The organism is Hazenella coriacea (assembly GCF_004341825.1).
In the GTDB taxonomy this organism is placed as follows: domain Bacteria; phylum Bacillota; class Bacilli; order Thermoactinomycetales; family Thermoactinomycetaceae; genus Hazenella; species Hazenella coriacea.
In genome coordinates this window covers 426,770-440,325 of record NZ_SMAG01000001.1, presented here as the reverse complement: position 1 = coordinate 440,325, position 13,556 = coordinate 426,770, and the positions used below count along the sequence as shown (strand labels likewise).

Annotated in this window: 12 protein-coding genes and 1 riboswitch; of the genes, 9 read left to right on the top strand and 3 right to left on the bottom strand. The window is 38.7% G+C overall.

The annotated features are described in order from the left end of the window. Positions 1 to 111: 111 nt before the first annotated feature. Positions 112 to 510, bottom strand: a complete 399-nt coding sequence (gene mutT, locus EDD58_RS02090; RefSeq protein WP_207903241.1) for an 8-oxo-dGTP diphosphatase MutT — start codon at positions 508 to 510, stop codon at positions 112 to 114. A gap of 29 nt (positions 511 to 539) precedes the next feature. On the opposite strand from mutT, the gene EDD58_RS02085 reads away from it, so the two are divergent. The 5 genes from EDD58_RS02085 (at position 540) to EDD58_RS02065 (ending at position 4,430) form a co-directional block, all read left to right on the top strand. Next, the gene (locus tag EDD58_RS02085) at positions 540 to 1,094 is read left to right on the top strand and encodes a GNAT family N-acetyltransferase (protein ID WP_131923176.1); all 555 of its coding nucleotides are present in this window, start codon (positions 540 to 542) and stop codon (positions 1,092 to 1,094) included. A gap of 73 nt (positions 1,095 to 1,167) precedes the next feature. Continuing rightward, positions 1,168 to 1,461 carry a YciI family protein gene (locus tag EDD58_RS02080; RefSeq protein WP_131923175.1) on the top strand — a complete coding sequence of 98 codons (294 nt, stop codon included), beginning with the start codon at positions 1,168 to 1,170 and terminating at the stop codon, positions 1,459 to 1,461. Positions 1,462 to 1,781: 320 nt separating this feature from the next. Next, positions 1,782 to 2,273: a hypothetical protein gene (locus EDD58_RS02075; RefSeq protein WP_131923174.1), complete on the top strand. Its 492-nt coding sequence runs from the start codon at positions 1,782 to 1,784 to the stop codon at positions 2,271 to 2,273. A 105-nt stretch (positions 2,274 to 2,378) separates the two neighbouring features. Beyond that, entirely contained in the window at positions 2,379 to 2,951 is a 573-nt protein-coding gene (locus tag EDD58_RS02070) for a hypothetical protein (protein ID WP_131923173.1), read from the top strand. Positions 2,952 to 3,233: 282 nt separating this feature from the next. After that, complete coding sequence (locus EDD58_RS02065; RefSeq protein ID WP_165875750.1) at positions 3,234 to 4,430, top strand: S8 family peptidase; 1,197 nt, start codon at positions 3,234 to 3,236, stop codon at positions 4,428 to 4,430. 275 nt (positions 4,431 to 4,705) lie between these two features. Here EDD58_RS02065 and EDD58_RS02060 read toward each other — a convergent pair whose 3' ends face one another. Together EDD58_RS02060 and mgtE are read right to left on the bottom strand one after the other, a co-directional pair. Then, entirely contained in the window at positions 4,706 to 5,989 is a 1,284-nt protein-coding gene (locus EDD58_RS02060; RefSeq protein ID WP_207903233.1) for a M14 family metallopeptidase, read from the bottom strand. 282 nt (positions 5,990 to 6,271) lie between these two features. Further along, positions 6,272 to 7,567, bottom strand: coding sequence for a magnesium transporter (gene mgtE / locus EDD58_RS02055; RefSeq protein ID WP_424321648.1), 1,296 nt, complete (start codon positions 7,565 to 7,567; stop codon positions 6,272 to 6,274). A 165-nt stretch (positions 7,568 to 7,732) separates the two neighbouring features. After that, a riboswitch (M-box (ykoK) riboswitch) is annotated at positions 7,733 to 7,898 on the bottom strand. A gap of 379 nt (positions 7,899 to 8,277) precedes the next feature. Here mgtE and EDD58_RS02050 point away from each other — a divergent pair. The 4 genes from EDD58_RS02050 to EDD58_RS02035 all read left to right on the top strand — a co-directional run bounded on the left by EDD58_RS02050 (position 8,278) and on the right by EDD58_RS02035 (position 13,542). After that, complete coding sequence (locus EDD58_RS02050) at positions 8,278 to 9,687, top strand: SpoVR family protein (RefSeq protein ID WP_131923427.1); 1,410 nt, start codon at positions 8,278 to 8,280, stop codon at positions 9,685 to 9,687. A gap of 144 nt (positions 9,688 to 9,831) precedes the next feature. Next, a complete protein-coding gene (locus EDD58_RS02045; protein ID WP_131923170.1) occupies positions 9,832 to 10,704 on the top strand; it encodes an ABC transporter ATP-binding protein in 873 nt (290 codons plus the stop codon). After that, complete coding sequence (locus tag EDD58_RS02040) at positions 10,697 to 12,853, top strand: ABC transporter permease (RefSeq protein ID WP_131923169.1); 2,157 nt, start codon at positions 10,697 to 10,699, stop codon at positions 12,851 to 12,853. The genes EDD58_RS02045 and EDD58_RS02040 overlap by 8 nt, the downstream gene beginning before the upstream one ends. Then, positions 12,850 to 13,542 carry a hypothetical protein gene (locus tag EDD58_RS02035; protein ID WP_131923168.1) on the top strand — a complete coding sequence of 231 codons (693 nt, stop codon included), beginning with the start codon at positions 12,850 to 12,852 and terminating at the stop codon, positions 13,540 to 13,542. Before EDD58_RS02040 ends, EDD58_RS02035 begins: the two co-directional genes overlap by 4 nt. The last annotated feature ends 14 nt before the right edge of the window (positions 13,543 to 13,556 follow it).

Here is a 13,556-nt window from a genome sequence, read left to right as displayed (position 1 = left end):
CCTTTGATGTACCCTAAGTATACGTTGCTTTGTAAAGTGTTACAAGGAGGATTTCTAGTTAATCCGTTCCACATTCCTACTCATTTTACCATGAGGTTTTCCTGCCATTTTCTAAACTTTCGTTTCTATTAGTTTGTCTACGGTTGGAAGATCTGCAGGCGACCAGTTCAGATTTAGTAAGTCATTACTATTAACCCAACGGATTTCTGAATGTTCTTTAGGCTTAGGAGTCCCCTTGATGATGGATGTCTCAAAGGTGTATAGAAGTACTTCTGATTCTGGATACCTATATTTTGTTTCTGTAATCAGTTGGTATACCTCGATTTTACAGCCAAGTTCTTCTTGAATTTCACGTACCAATGCTTCTTGAGGTGTCTCACCTTGCTTGATTTTACCACCTGGAAATTCCCAATGATTAGGTAAGGACATCTTTGGAGATCGCTGTGCACACAATATTTGATTGGATGCATTACGAATCACAGCCCCAACTACATCTATTTTTTTCATGATGATCACCTTTTCTTTAGAGGAGAGTTGGAATGAATCCATTATTTAAAGGTAAACAGGTACGGTTAAGCTCTGTCACAGAAGAGGATCTATCCTTGATTGCCAAGTGGTATGAGAATGATCAGTTTTTGCGAATTTATAATGCAGAAATAGCAGTGCCGAAAACAAAAAAGCAATTAGAGAAATGGTTAGAAAACGCTCAAAATAACCCTCACGGGGTTTTATTGGCGATTCGTTTACTACAGGATGATCGGTGTATAGGATTTTTAGAGATTGACGGGATTTTATGGCCACATCAGGTAGGTTGGTTGTCTATTGCGATTGGAGATCAAGATGACCGTGGTAAAGGATTTGGGAAAGAGGCAATGATATTGGCCTTACAGTATGCTTTTTCTGAGTTGAACTTATATCGGATTCAATTAACAGTATTCTCCTATAATCGACCAGCCATTCGCTTATATGAACGTTTAGGATTTCGAAAGGAAGGTGTTTTTAGGCAATTTTTGCAAAGAGATGGAGAACGGTATGATATGGTTTTATATGGATTGTTACGGTCTGAATGGCAACCATTACAGTTGGAAAGGTAGAAAAATTATAAAAGTGGGTTAAGATAAGAAAGGTAATCATGTAATATATAGAGGTTTAAAGGAGAGAAAAATAATGTTTTTGGTTCTTATTCACTATAAGCTTCCATATGAAGAAGTTCAAAATTATGTACAAGCACATCGTGATTATTTAGAGGGATTGTACCAACAGAAAAAGCTCATTGTTTCAGGGCCTATGAAGGATCTAACAGGTGGAGTAATATTGATGAATGTACAGACAGAGGAAGAGGCACAGGAAATTATCACTCATGATCCATACTACATCAATCAAGTAGGTGAGTATGAAGTGATTCCTTTTTCTCCTGTGAAAAGCGATATTAAGTTTAAAGAGTATTTTATCCAAGAATGATTAAATGATGTTTGATCCATGGATGTTAAGAAAATCATAGATCAAACATCAGTGTGCACTGACCACCGTATATTTCCTGGGGAATAACGGCCATGGGATGGAGTGTTTGGGTTGAAGAGAATAATGCCACTATCAATTATTTTTATTGTGATATTGCTAATTAGCATAGGGAAATTGTTGAAGTTAAGCCTTGTGTTGCTTTTTTGGTTTGTAATCATCACCCTCGTGCTTATTCTTATTTTAAAAAAGAGACTGAAATAAGTAGTAAAATTGAGCTTCACTACGAATGATAAATCATCAGATAAAGGATTGGTGATGGAATGGAGCATTTCCAAAATCCCCCACCACAAACATCCACTTCAAATGCTTTACCATGGCTCGTAGGAGGTGGTTGTGGCTGTTTGAGTGTGGTGGGATTTATTGTGTTCATTTTTACTTTAGTGCCTATTCTCCTTATAGGATCCTTACTATTCTTTGCTGAAGGTGAAGGAGTTAAGATGTATAATGAATTGGATTTAGAAACCATTCAGTATTTAAAGGATGGGAAACTCCTCTCTGAAGAGGAACAACTACACTTATATTATAGTAGAGGTTTGGATGAAACATTAGTTGTTACTGATCAACGGATTGTTTACGAATCGTTTGGGGGGCTAACGGAATTCCCTCTTGAGCAAATTAAAGAGTTTCGTGTGCAATCTGAAATGGTAACGATCCTAGGAACGAAAGGAGAAGTGATAGAGGTCGAGGTATCATTAGAAGAAGGACGAGATGTGTTAGAGGGAGAAATCAAAGGACTCATCAACAAACCATAGAGTGAAGGGATCGAGAGTTATTTGAATACGAATATACCTTTTCAAAATTCACCCCCTGCTTCACCAGAACCCCCTAAAAAGAGTTATACACCGGTATGGATTATAGTGGGGTTATTTGTCTTTTTATTTCTTGTAGCCGTAATTATTGGACTTGTATTCCTATTTGAGGAATTAACCTCTGATCCTAGTGCTCTTTTTAGTACTGAAGCGACACTTGAAGGGGATGAGACAAATTATGAAGAAGAAGGGATTATTACAAATGTTAAAATGGAAAATGAATTAGAACAAAGTGAGCTTGATCACATCCAAAAGAAGAAGTACTTAAATGGCTCAGAAAGTCTAATCATTTATTATGATAAATGGGATGACCAATCAGAAATCTGTATTCTCACGAATGAACGACTCATTTATGATACAAGAGGAAATATCACTTCAATTCCCTTAAGTCAAATCGAAACCATCAAAAAATATAAAGTTCATTATGATGAAGGTCTGATGGCAGATGTATTTGTGATCATCAGCAAGGATGGAAGCCGTTCAAAGGTCGAAATTGTTGAACATGAGGGATCTGCTGTTTTTGAACGTGAACTGAATGATGCACAGAAAAATAAAAACGGAGAAAACACGAGTTGGATAAAGAAAACTCGTGTTTGTTTTTTGATCAATGGAACTGATTAATAATTATTTTTCTAAGTTGAGCAAAAATGATTGAAATAACTAGGAATATTTTTCAATCAAATTGACTAAGAAGAAGAGATGTTTCTCTAGTGTACGACTTTTGCAAACATGACCCGAGAGAGGCACAGAAACATCAACTCGATGAGTTTGATCAATATATGTTTAATATAGAATATTTTATATAAAAAGTAAGAAATCATGCAGGATTTAATTTATATTAATCTAATTAATAATATGTTCCGAAATTTAGTCAATTATAAAATCTGTAAATGGAGTGTGTATATGAAGAAAATTATCTCAATGTTGACTGTGTTTTCTCTCTCGTTATCACTTCTGCTGTTCAATGTATTAAAAGTTGAAGCAACACCACAAACTATTTCATCAATCGTTGAAGGCGGTGAAATTATTGTAAAATTCAAAGATCATATCACTTTAGCCGAAAAACAAAAAGTATATGCTGATAAAAAAGCTGAAGTGGTTTTTCAAAATGATGAACTTGGGTTTGATGTGATCAGCATGAAAGGTTTGTCGGCTGAAAAAGCTCTAGGAGAGTTTCAATATCTTCCTGATGTAGAGTATGTTGAACCCAATATAAAAGTAGAAGGAGCATGGATTCCCAATGATCCTTTTTTCTTACCCTATCAGTATGGTCCCCAAAAAATAAAAGCTCCTGAGGCTTGGGATCATGTTAGAGGGAAAGATGTGATTGTTGCAGTCATTGATACTGGTATTCAGGCTGATCATCCAGATTTAGCTGGAAAAGTTTTACCAGGGTTTGACTTTGTGGATGGGGATTTTGATCCTAATGATGAACCAGGTCCTTCTGGTGGACATGGAACACATGTGGCTGGAATCATTGCTGCAACTACAAACAATGGAATCGGTATCGCTGGAGTAGCTCCTGAAGCTAAAATCTTGCCGATCCGTGTGTTAGATCCGACGGAGAAAGGCAAGAACTATCATGTTGCCGCAGCGATTGTTTTAGCTGTACACAAAGGAGCTAAAGTGATCAACTTAAGCTTGGGTGTAGAGAAGCCATCCCTAGTCATGGAGGCAGCTGTGAATTATGCTTGGAAACATGGAGTAGTTGTAGTCGCTTCTGCTGGAAACTTAGGGTGGAGTCAACCCCACTATCCTGCTTATTATCCGAAAGCGATTGCAGTTGGTGCAACAGACCCCAATGATATCAAAGCAGACTTTTCTAATCATGGATCTTGGGTAGATCTTGCAGCACCTGGAGTGGAGATTGGATCTACAGTAATCGGAAGTCAATACTATCCAATCAGTGGAACCTCTATGGCGGCTCCGCATGTTTCTGGTGTAGCTGCACTTCTCTCTTCACTAGGTCTTAACAATAAAGAAATTCGTCAAACAATGGAAAGTACTGCTGACCCGATCGAGGGAACCGGTACATATTGGACAAAAGGAAGAGTAAATGCTGATCAAGCTGTTAAGAAAGTTTTAGGATTACAAGAGTAGTTGTATTAAACGAGCTCCAATGAATGATGAGTCGATTGGTTCAAGTAAAAAGGTAAGCCCATTTAGATCTCTTTAGATGGGCTTACCTTTTAGTTTAGCTACTTGATTTGAGCAAAGTCACGTGATTTAAGTCACATATGAATCCGAATCCCGTCGGATCGTTGTTCCGGAGGGGATCCTTCGATGAGGGGAAGAAGAGGCAACTCTTCATAGAGCTTCTTTGATAGCTTTTGCCTCTTCCATCGAAGGGGGGAGCGGACTTCTCTTCTTCTTTGCTAATTATTTGGACTACAGTAAATGCCTTCTTTTCCGATGGAACGATATGGACAGTCAGCTTGTTCAGCTAGATATAGGACTGCTTCACGGTTACGTGCGGTTTCAGTAGCAATCCGGCTGGCAGGTGGGTAAAAACCAGGATTTGATGTTTTGGGATACATTTCGAAGGTGAAAGCGAATATTTTGTGTGCACCATAAGCCCAGTCCATCATATCCCCATCTGTGATATAGAGATCACTCGATTGTTGGGGGGTATAGTTATTGGTTTGAGCCATACGTTGAGCCATAGTTTTAAAGACTTGGTTATCGTCAACGCTCATATCACTGGGGGTATCTGCATAAGTGTATCCGTAGGGCCAAAGGATTAATTCGCTGTAGGTGTGGAAGGAGATTAAAGCTTTAATTTGTTGCTTTCCATTGACGACACGACTATTGATAAAGTCTCGCATCCGTGCAGTTTCAGGTGCAGAGAATGCAGAAGCCCCTCGATAGGTTTCACTGGATGGACTTCCACTTGAGCCGCCACAACATCCCCATTTATAACCATAGTTTCGATTGAGATCTGTACCAATATAGCTAGATCCACTATTTTGCTGACGATTTTTTCTCCAATATTTGTAACTGCCTGTAGAGATATCATACTCACCACCGTCAGGATTGATGTTGAATACGATAAATATTTCACGGTTATTCACAATATTAGTGATTCGGGTATCCGACCCGTATTGGCTTGTTAGAGTGTTGAGGAGGTATAGTGCCATTTCTACTGTTAGGTGTTCACGAGCGTGATGGAGGGAGACATAGAGAACTTCAGGTTCATTTTCATCTACTTGCACATTATCACTGATCTTTACTGCCCATAGTTCGCGATTTTCATGGGACTTTCCGATACTAAACTTTTTAGCAATTGAGGGATATGCAGCTACAACTTGATCAATCTTTGCGACCATTTCATTGTAGTTATGGTAGTCTGAGTCATAACCTGGAAAGTCTTGAGGACGCATAGATAGGTCAGCTTGAGGATTGAAACCTAGTTTCTTTAGATGGAGCATTTCTGAGGGAGAAGCTGTGATCATGACATAATCGGATCCAACTTCTTCAATCGAGACCCCTGTACGTGCAATTTCTGAGCGAACTTCCTTTGTTTTGACATTTGGAATTCGGTACAGTGTTAGTGGATCTTGCGTTTGTTTAGCATTGGGTTGAGCGAATACGGCAAAGGGGATTAATCCCAAGACGAGCAGTGAGATCAGACTGCCGATGAACCATTTATTTTTTCGCAAGAACGAAAACCCCTTTCTGATGTTATGTTATACGGTGATCTAGCAGATGTTCCTCCTTTCGATCGATAAGGTAACGCCTCAATTGGTCGACTGTTTTGTCTGTTCTGAAAATATATTATAAAAGAGGTTTTAGAAAATGAGGGAAAGGGAATAAATAGGCGTTACTCAATTATTCTACTTTTTGCATATGAAATCCTTTAATTATGAAGAAAGAGTGAAGAAAATTCTCCACTCTTTTGCAAAAATAATTGATGAATTGTTATTGCCTCAAGACCATTAATGTCAAATGTGTAGAATCATTTGTGCAATCGAAAAATAGATGATTAATCCAGTTCCATCGACCAAAGTTGTGATTAAGGGACCAGAAACAACAGCAGGATCAATATTGAGACGATGTAGAAGCAAGGGTAAGATTGCGGAGACGAGGGATGCCCATAGGACAATAAATAAGGCAGAAAGGCTGACGATATAGCCGATTTCTACTTCTACTCCCATCATCACTGCCCGAATGTAGCCAATAGCACCTAGTGAGACTCCGAGCAAACAACCTGTTAAGACTTCTTTCCCCATCACTCGAAACATATCTTGAAATTTAACTTCGCCGACACCTAATGCCCGAACTAAGGTAGTCACGATTTGTGAACCAGTATTTCCTCCAGTTCCAATCAAAAGGGGGATAAAGAAGGAAAGTGCTACTACTTTCTCAGTTGCATCTTGAAATCCTTCTAATACATTGGCGGTATAAGCTCCCCCTATAAACAAAATGAGTAGCCAGACGATTCGTTTTTTAAATAAGCTCCACACAGAGGTCTTAAAGTAGGGTTCGGATAAAGGTTGACTACCACCTAATTTTTGAAAGTCTTCAGTGGTCTCTTCTTGGATTACATCGACAAGATCATCATAGGTGATAATTCCAATCAGTCGATGTTGATGATCAACGACGGGGACAGAAACAAAACTGTAACGAGACATGATGTTGGCCACTTCTTCTTGTTCCAAATCAGCCGGTACGGCAATCACATCAGTAGTGGCGATCTCGGATAGATGGGTTTTCGGATCAGCTAAGATGATTTCCTTCAGGGAAACAACGCCTACAAGCTCGCCACGGACACTTGTCACATAAATATAAGAGATAATCTCAGCCTCGAGTCCAACTTTACGAATATGTTGAATGGTTCTTTCTCCTGACCAGTGGGCACGTGCAGAAATATAATCAACAGTCATCAGGCTGCCCGCTGTCTCCTCCGGATAGGTCATCATATTGTTAATCTGTTTTCGATAATCTTCAGGTAGTAAGCGGAGCATTTGTTCTGCTTGCAACGGATGAATGGCAAGCAGCATATCGACGACTGTATCACTTGACATCTGCTTTAATAGAGGGGAAGCCTCAGAATCATGCATATGATGTAAAATTTGATACTGGATCTCCGGCTCTAAATATTCCAGTGTTTCTGCCGCTTCCGGGATAGATAATGAACCGATTAGTTCTAACCGTTCTCGATGCTCCATCTCCCGCAGAATCTCAGATATATCATAAGGCTGTAGTTGTTGTAATAACTCTGACAGCTTTTTAGTCATATTGGTCTTCACTTGTAAAGCAGATTTAATCTCCTCTTGAACCAATGCATAACTCATGAGTTTCCCCTCCTTTATATGAACATAATAAAAAACCCACTCTGCAAGGAGAGAGGGTTTATATACGCAAATAAAAGCTCCATTTTTCGAAACGAAAATGAGCCAACTTACTATCTCCCTCATCGAGCTTTGGCACTGAATGGCATAGGTCAAATGACCAGCTACATTAGAAAAGACCTTCGATCCGACCTTTCCAGCTGACCCATTGGCGTCTCTCGACATTTTTGGGCAGTAGCGTCTCTCCAAACAGGAACCTCACCTAACAGAGATAATGAAAGTATTCAATTGACACGGTAAGTATACTCCTTCCAGTGGCACATGTCAAATTATTCATCCAAAACTTAGAAGTTAATTCAAAAAGTTTAATGGGCTGGAGAAAAGAGAGGCCACGGTTCATTGAAATGCTGATATGCTTAGGCTTCTTGTTTCTTATATGAAAATTCTGTATAATGGATATAAAACATTTTAAGCTTTGTGATAGACTTCTTGCACATGGCTTCTAGTTAAGAGTAGTTACCAATATATTAAAATAAGCATTTACTAGAATAAGATGCTGTGATGAGTGAGAAAGGTTGTTGGGACCTTGTAACTGTATGTTTAGTTAGCTTTACACTCCTTCGCTAAGAATGAATCCAAGTGCGGAAAGGATGCTTGTGATGAGTGATGAGCTAAAAGCGCTAGAACGTGCGATTGATGAAATTACAGAGATCGCTGTTGGCTTGGGTCTTGATTTTTATCCCATGAGATACGAAATATGTCCTGCTGATATTATATATACATTTGGAGCTTATGGGATGCCAACCCGATTTTCTCATTGGAGTTTCGGAAAGACATTTCATAAAATGAAGCTCCAATATGATCTGAACCTCAGTAAGATTTATGAGTTAGTGATCAACTCTAATCCATGCTACGCCTTTTTATTAAAAGGAAATAGTTTGATCCAGAATAAATTGATTGTCGCCCATGTACTTGCGCATTGTGACTTTTTTAAAAATAATGCTCGTTTTTCCAATACTTCACGCGATATGGTTGAAAGTATGTCAGCCAGTGCGGAGCGAATCCGTTCTTATGAAATCGCTTATGGAAAAGAAGAAGTGGAAACTTTTCTAGATCATGTCTTAGCGATTCAAGAACATATTAACCCCAGTTTGTTGGATGCCCGCAGTCGACTTAGACCGGAATCCCCTCCTACCCAGTCTAAACGAACTACCCCTTATGATGACTTATGGCGGCTTGACCAACTCAAATCGGAGAGAATCACTCCCCCTAAACCTAAGCAATCATTTCCCAGACACCCTGAAAAAGATTTATTACTCTTTATCATGGAACATAGCCGCATTTTAGAAGGCTGGCATCAAGATATTTTGACGATCCTCCGAGATGAGATGCTCTATTTTTGGCCACAGTTAGAAACAAAGATTATGAACGAGGGATGGGCTTCATACTGGCATATCCGTATTCTGAGAGAATTGGATCTCACTGAAGAAGAAGCGATCGAATTTGCCAAGTTGAATGCTTCAGTTTTACAACCTTCTACAACTTCGATTAACCCTTATTATTTGGGATTGAAACTATTCGAGGATATTGAGCAGAGATGGGATCATCCCACTGAGAAAGAACAACAGGAATGGGGACGAATTCCGGGACAAGGACGAAAGAAAATATTTGAGGTTCGTGAATTAGACTCAGATCAATCCTTTATTCGCAACTATTTAACCAAGGAGCTTACAGAAAAACTAGATCTCTATCTGTTTGAACGTCAAGGAAACGAGTGGAATATTACCGAGAAAAATTGGGAACAAGTCCGAGATCAATTGGTACAAAGTCGTGTCAACGGTGGGCATCCATTTATATTAGTGCAAGATGGAGATTATCAACAAAACGGAGAACTATATTTAAAGCACCAATATGAGGGGATGGAACTAGATCTTAAATACCTCGAAAAAACACTCCCTCATGTCTACGCTCTCTGGGGGCGTACGGTTTATCTTGAAACCACTTTTGAAGAGAGAACCGTCATCTTCTGCTATAACGGAAAAAAATGCACCCGACGCTTTCTTTGACGACTCCCCCATACGGGAGTTATTTTTTTGTCACAATAAACTGAACCCAAATGAAAAATAGTAATAAATTACCTCAACTTTTTTTACTAGATAATCGTTTTATGAGTACATACCGGTATGAATTTGCAATAAAGGATGACACATATGATTCAAATCCAAGGAGTTAGCAAGCAGTACAGAAGAAATGAATGGGCGCTTCGTAACATTAAACTTACAATAGACAAAGGCATGTTCGGCTTATTAGGTCCTAATGGTGCGGGAAAAACAACCTTGATGCGCATCATGGCTACCTTATTGAAACCCACATCTGGAAATATTCAATATGACCAGTACTCTTTAAACGAAGCGGATCAAATCAGAAAAATGATTGGCTATTTACCTCAATCATTTCAAGTTTATCCACAACTAACAGGGTATGAATTCTTAGACTATGTAGCTGTAATGAAAGGGTTAGAAACAGGACGAAAACGAAAACAAGTGATTGAACTCATGTTGGAAGAAGTGAACTTGACTGATCAAGCAAATAAAAAAGTAAAAACGTATTCTGGTGGAATGAGGCGTCGTTTAGGGATTGCTCAAGCTCTACTAGGAGGTCCACAAGTCTTAATCGTTGATGAACCGACCGCTGGATTAGACCCTGAGGAGCGAGTGCGCTTCCGAAATCTACTTAGTCGCTTTAGTTTACAGCGTACTGTGATTTTATCAACACATATTGTTGGGGATATTGAGAGTACTTGTGAACAAATGGCTGTACTAAAAAATGGACAAGTGGTTATAAAAGGTCATCTTGATCTGTTACAAGAAGAGGCTGTAGGAAAAGTATGGGAAGTTGTTGTGAGTGAACGGGAGTTTGCTACGATTCCAGGAAACAAAATTATTACTTCCCGGAAAATGTCTGAAGGTATTTACTGTAAAGTGATTTCCGATCATCCTCTCACGAAAGATGCTGTACTTGTTCAGGAGCCTACTCTTGAAGATGGATATCTCGCTCTACTAGGGGGTGGGAGTCATGGATAAATGGTTCGGCCAATTACGTTTGGAGTCGAAATTGATTTTTAGCAATTATGTTTATCTTGCCCTTCCCTTTTTATTTGCGGGCTGGATGGTATTTGTGATTCTTGATGTTAGACCTGAGCAATCACAGGATTTATATATGTATGTATACAATTATCATAAGATCCAACATATCTTAAGTTTGTCTGTAGCGATCCTACTAGGAATTCAGTTGATCCGACGTGAATGGATGAGAGCTTCCCATGATTGGGTTCTTAGTTATCCAATATCAGGGTTTAAACTGGTCAGTGCCAAATGGACAGCAGCGATGCTTTATCTCTCTCTCTTTTCATTGACCATGCTAATTGTCTATGTATCTTTTGCCTTTAGACAAGGGTTGTTAGTAGAGGAGATTTTGGATCGATCTCTGTTATTTTTGTTAGTCTATGAGTGGGATTTCATGTATACCTTAACATTATCCATGCTACTTGCGATGGTAATTCGTAATCGAATAGTCTACTTGATCGGTTTCTCTGGTTGGGTTTTCTTCACTTTCTTTATGGATGTCTTTATCAAACGAATGTTGGGTCTATACTATTTGGGTGGATTTCAACTGAGTCAATTTAGCTTAGATTCCATCTTAGAAAATGAAGCGTGGGGACCCTGGATGAGTTCTTTCGAAATCTGGGCAACACGATTGATGGTTTTAGGCATGTGTCTATGGTTCGTTAGTATAATGATTACCTTGATTGAGACAAGACGCCCGTCTAATCAAGGATCACGTTGGAAAATCATCAGTTTCATCATGGTCTTTGTTTGTGCAGTGATGGCTTTCCCTTATAGTTGGCTGTGGGCAGAGAAGTATCAAGGATTTGCTGCTATTGAAAACTATACACCAGTGGCGGATAGAGATGTCCAATGGGTGGTATTTGATGTTAATCAAGTTCGGGTCAATGTGCATAAGCAAACCAATGATAATGTAAAGGTAAAAGCGGAGTTAACGATTCCCACTTCTAGTTTACCAGAGGAAAAAGTTCCATTTACCCTCAATCATTCCTTACAAGTCAAAAAAATATCTGTGGATGGAAAAGAGTTATCTTTTGAACGTGAAGGAGAAATTTTAAGTATCGATCGTTCCCAATTTAATCTTGGAAAGACAGAACAAGTACTTCTATTTGAATATGAAGGACAAATCATGAATTGGTACTACAATAATTTCGCAGATGTTACGTCTTCTTTTGTGAAGGATGACTATGTATTGTTACCTGCCTATGTCGCTTGGTATCCAATTCCAGGAAATCAGCCTTTATTTGTGAAACAAAACGGGGTTAATGAGAATTTTCACATTCAGCTCCTTAATCCCGCCGACTTTGAAGTAACCCTTCAAGGATTTCCGAAAGAGACCTATGTGACGCTTCCACTAGTCAGTCAGCAGGGAGATTTAAAGACATATGCGATGAAACAGACATCAGGAGTTAGCTTGTTAGCAGGAAATATGATCAAAGTGAATATGCCTGATGACCCCTTTACGATTATTACCACATCGAGCAATCGCAAAGAAGCAGAGACATTTCTGAAAACGGTGGTTGAAGCTAAACATTATTTCAACAGCTGGTTAAACCCACAAGAAAGCCCAAAGCTAGAGACGATTATCTACCTACCCTATGTGTCGGTATCTGAGAGAACCCATAATGTAAAGTATTTCCAAGGAAACTCTCTAATGGTTTATGAAAATATGCATAACAACTTAGATGCTAATTTATGGAGAATAGTAGTTAACATTATGTTGTTTGGTGACTTAGAATCTAATTTGACAGAGCCTGGATGGAAGGAAGATGCAGGGGCGCCATATAAAATTCGACATAAAATTCGCGCCGCGTTCTATTATCTATACGCTCGTGATCATCAAAAATTAACGGATGAACAAATATTGATGGATGAGCGAATGTTCTTTTATAACGAACTGGATGTTAAGGATCCATTTACTAAACAGATTAGCACAGCGATTAATGAAGGGAAGATCAGCGAAGTAAAGCAAGTACTCAACCATTTTTATCAAAAAGGACTCTTCATTGAAGATAATATTAATGGAGAAGGACCTAAACCCGACCCAAGCAAAATCATTTCTGTTAAAGATTGGATGAATGAGTGGAATCGGGTGATGAAAAAGTGAGTAAATGGCGAATTGATTTGGCTAATCTAAAAAGTTGGTTCACCTTGGTTCCTATCATCTACGTTTCTTTTTTAATTCTAGTTATTTTATTGGACGAAAGCATTTTACTCGCAAGTTATAACGAAACAGCGATATTCCCATTAATCGTTATCCTGTCAGTCCTTTTTTTTCAAAAAGAATTTGGAGGTAGCAGTATGGAAGTTATTGCTACCTTTCCGATTTCCATGACGGGTATGTGGTTGCGGAAAATGTTTCTAACCTTATTTACCTTTGTGTGTTTTCACTGGATGGTTGTACAAGTATTTATGTTGATGTATCCGAAGACTGTTTCAAGCTACTTTCCTTATGATGGAGGAGAAAGCAAGACTATTATCATGGATTATGGACAACTTCTTTTTCAAATATTTCCAGCTGCCTTGTTGCTCTCCACTTGTACGATTTGTGCCATGATTCTTTCTAAGCGATTATATGTGGGGTTAATTTTTGGATTTGGAGTTTGGATGATAGATGTTTTATCCAGTGGGAGCATTTTTACCCTGTTTACACTACACACTGTTTATTTGCCCAAAGGTTCTTTTTTTCTCTATAATCGGCTGGCTCTATTAAGTATAAGTGGAATTTTCATTGGTCTATCTCTTTATATGATCAGAAAACGGAGTTATTGGATTGTTTCAGATGAATTTGAATAAGGAGTATTTAGATT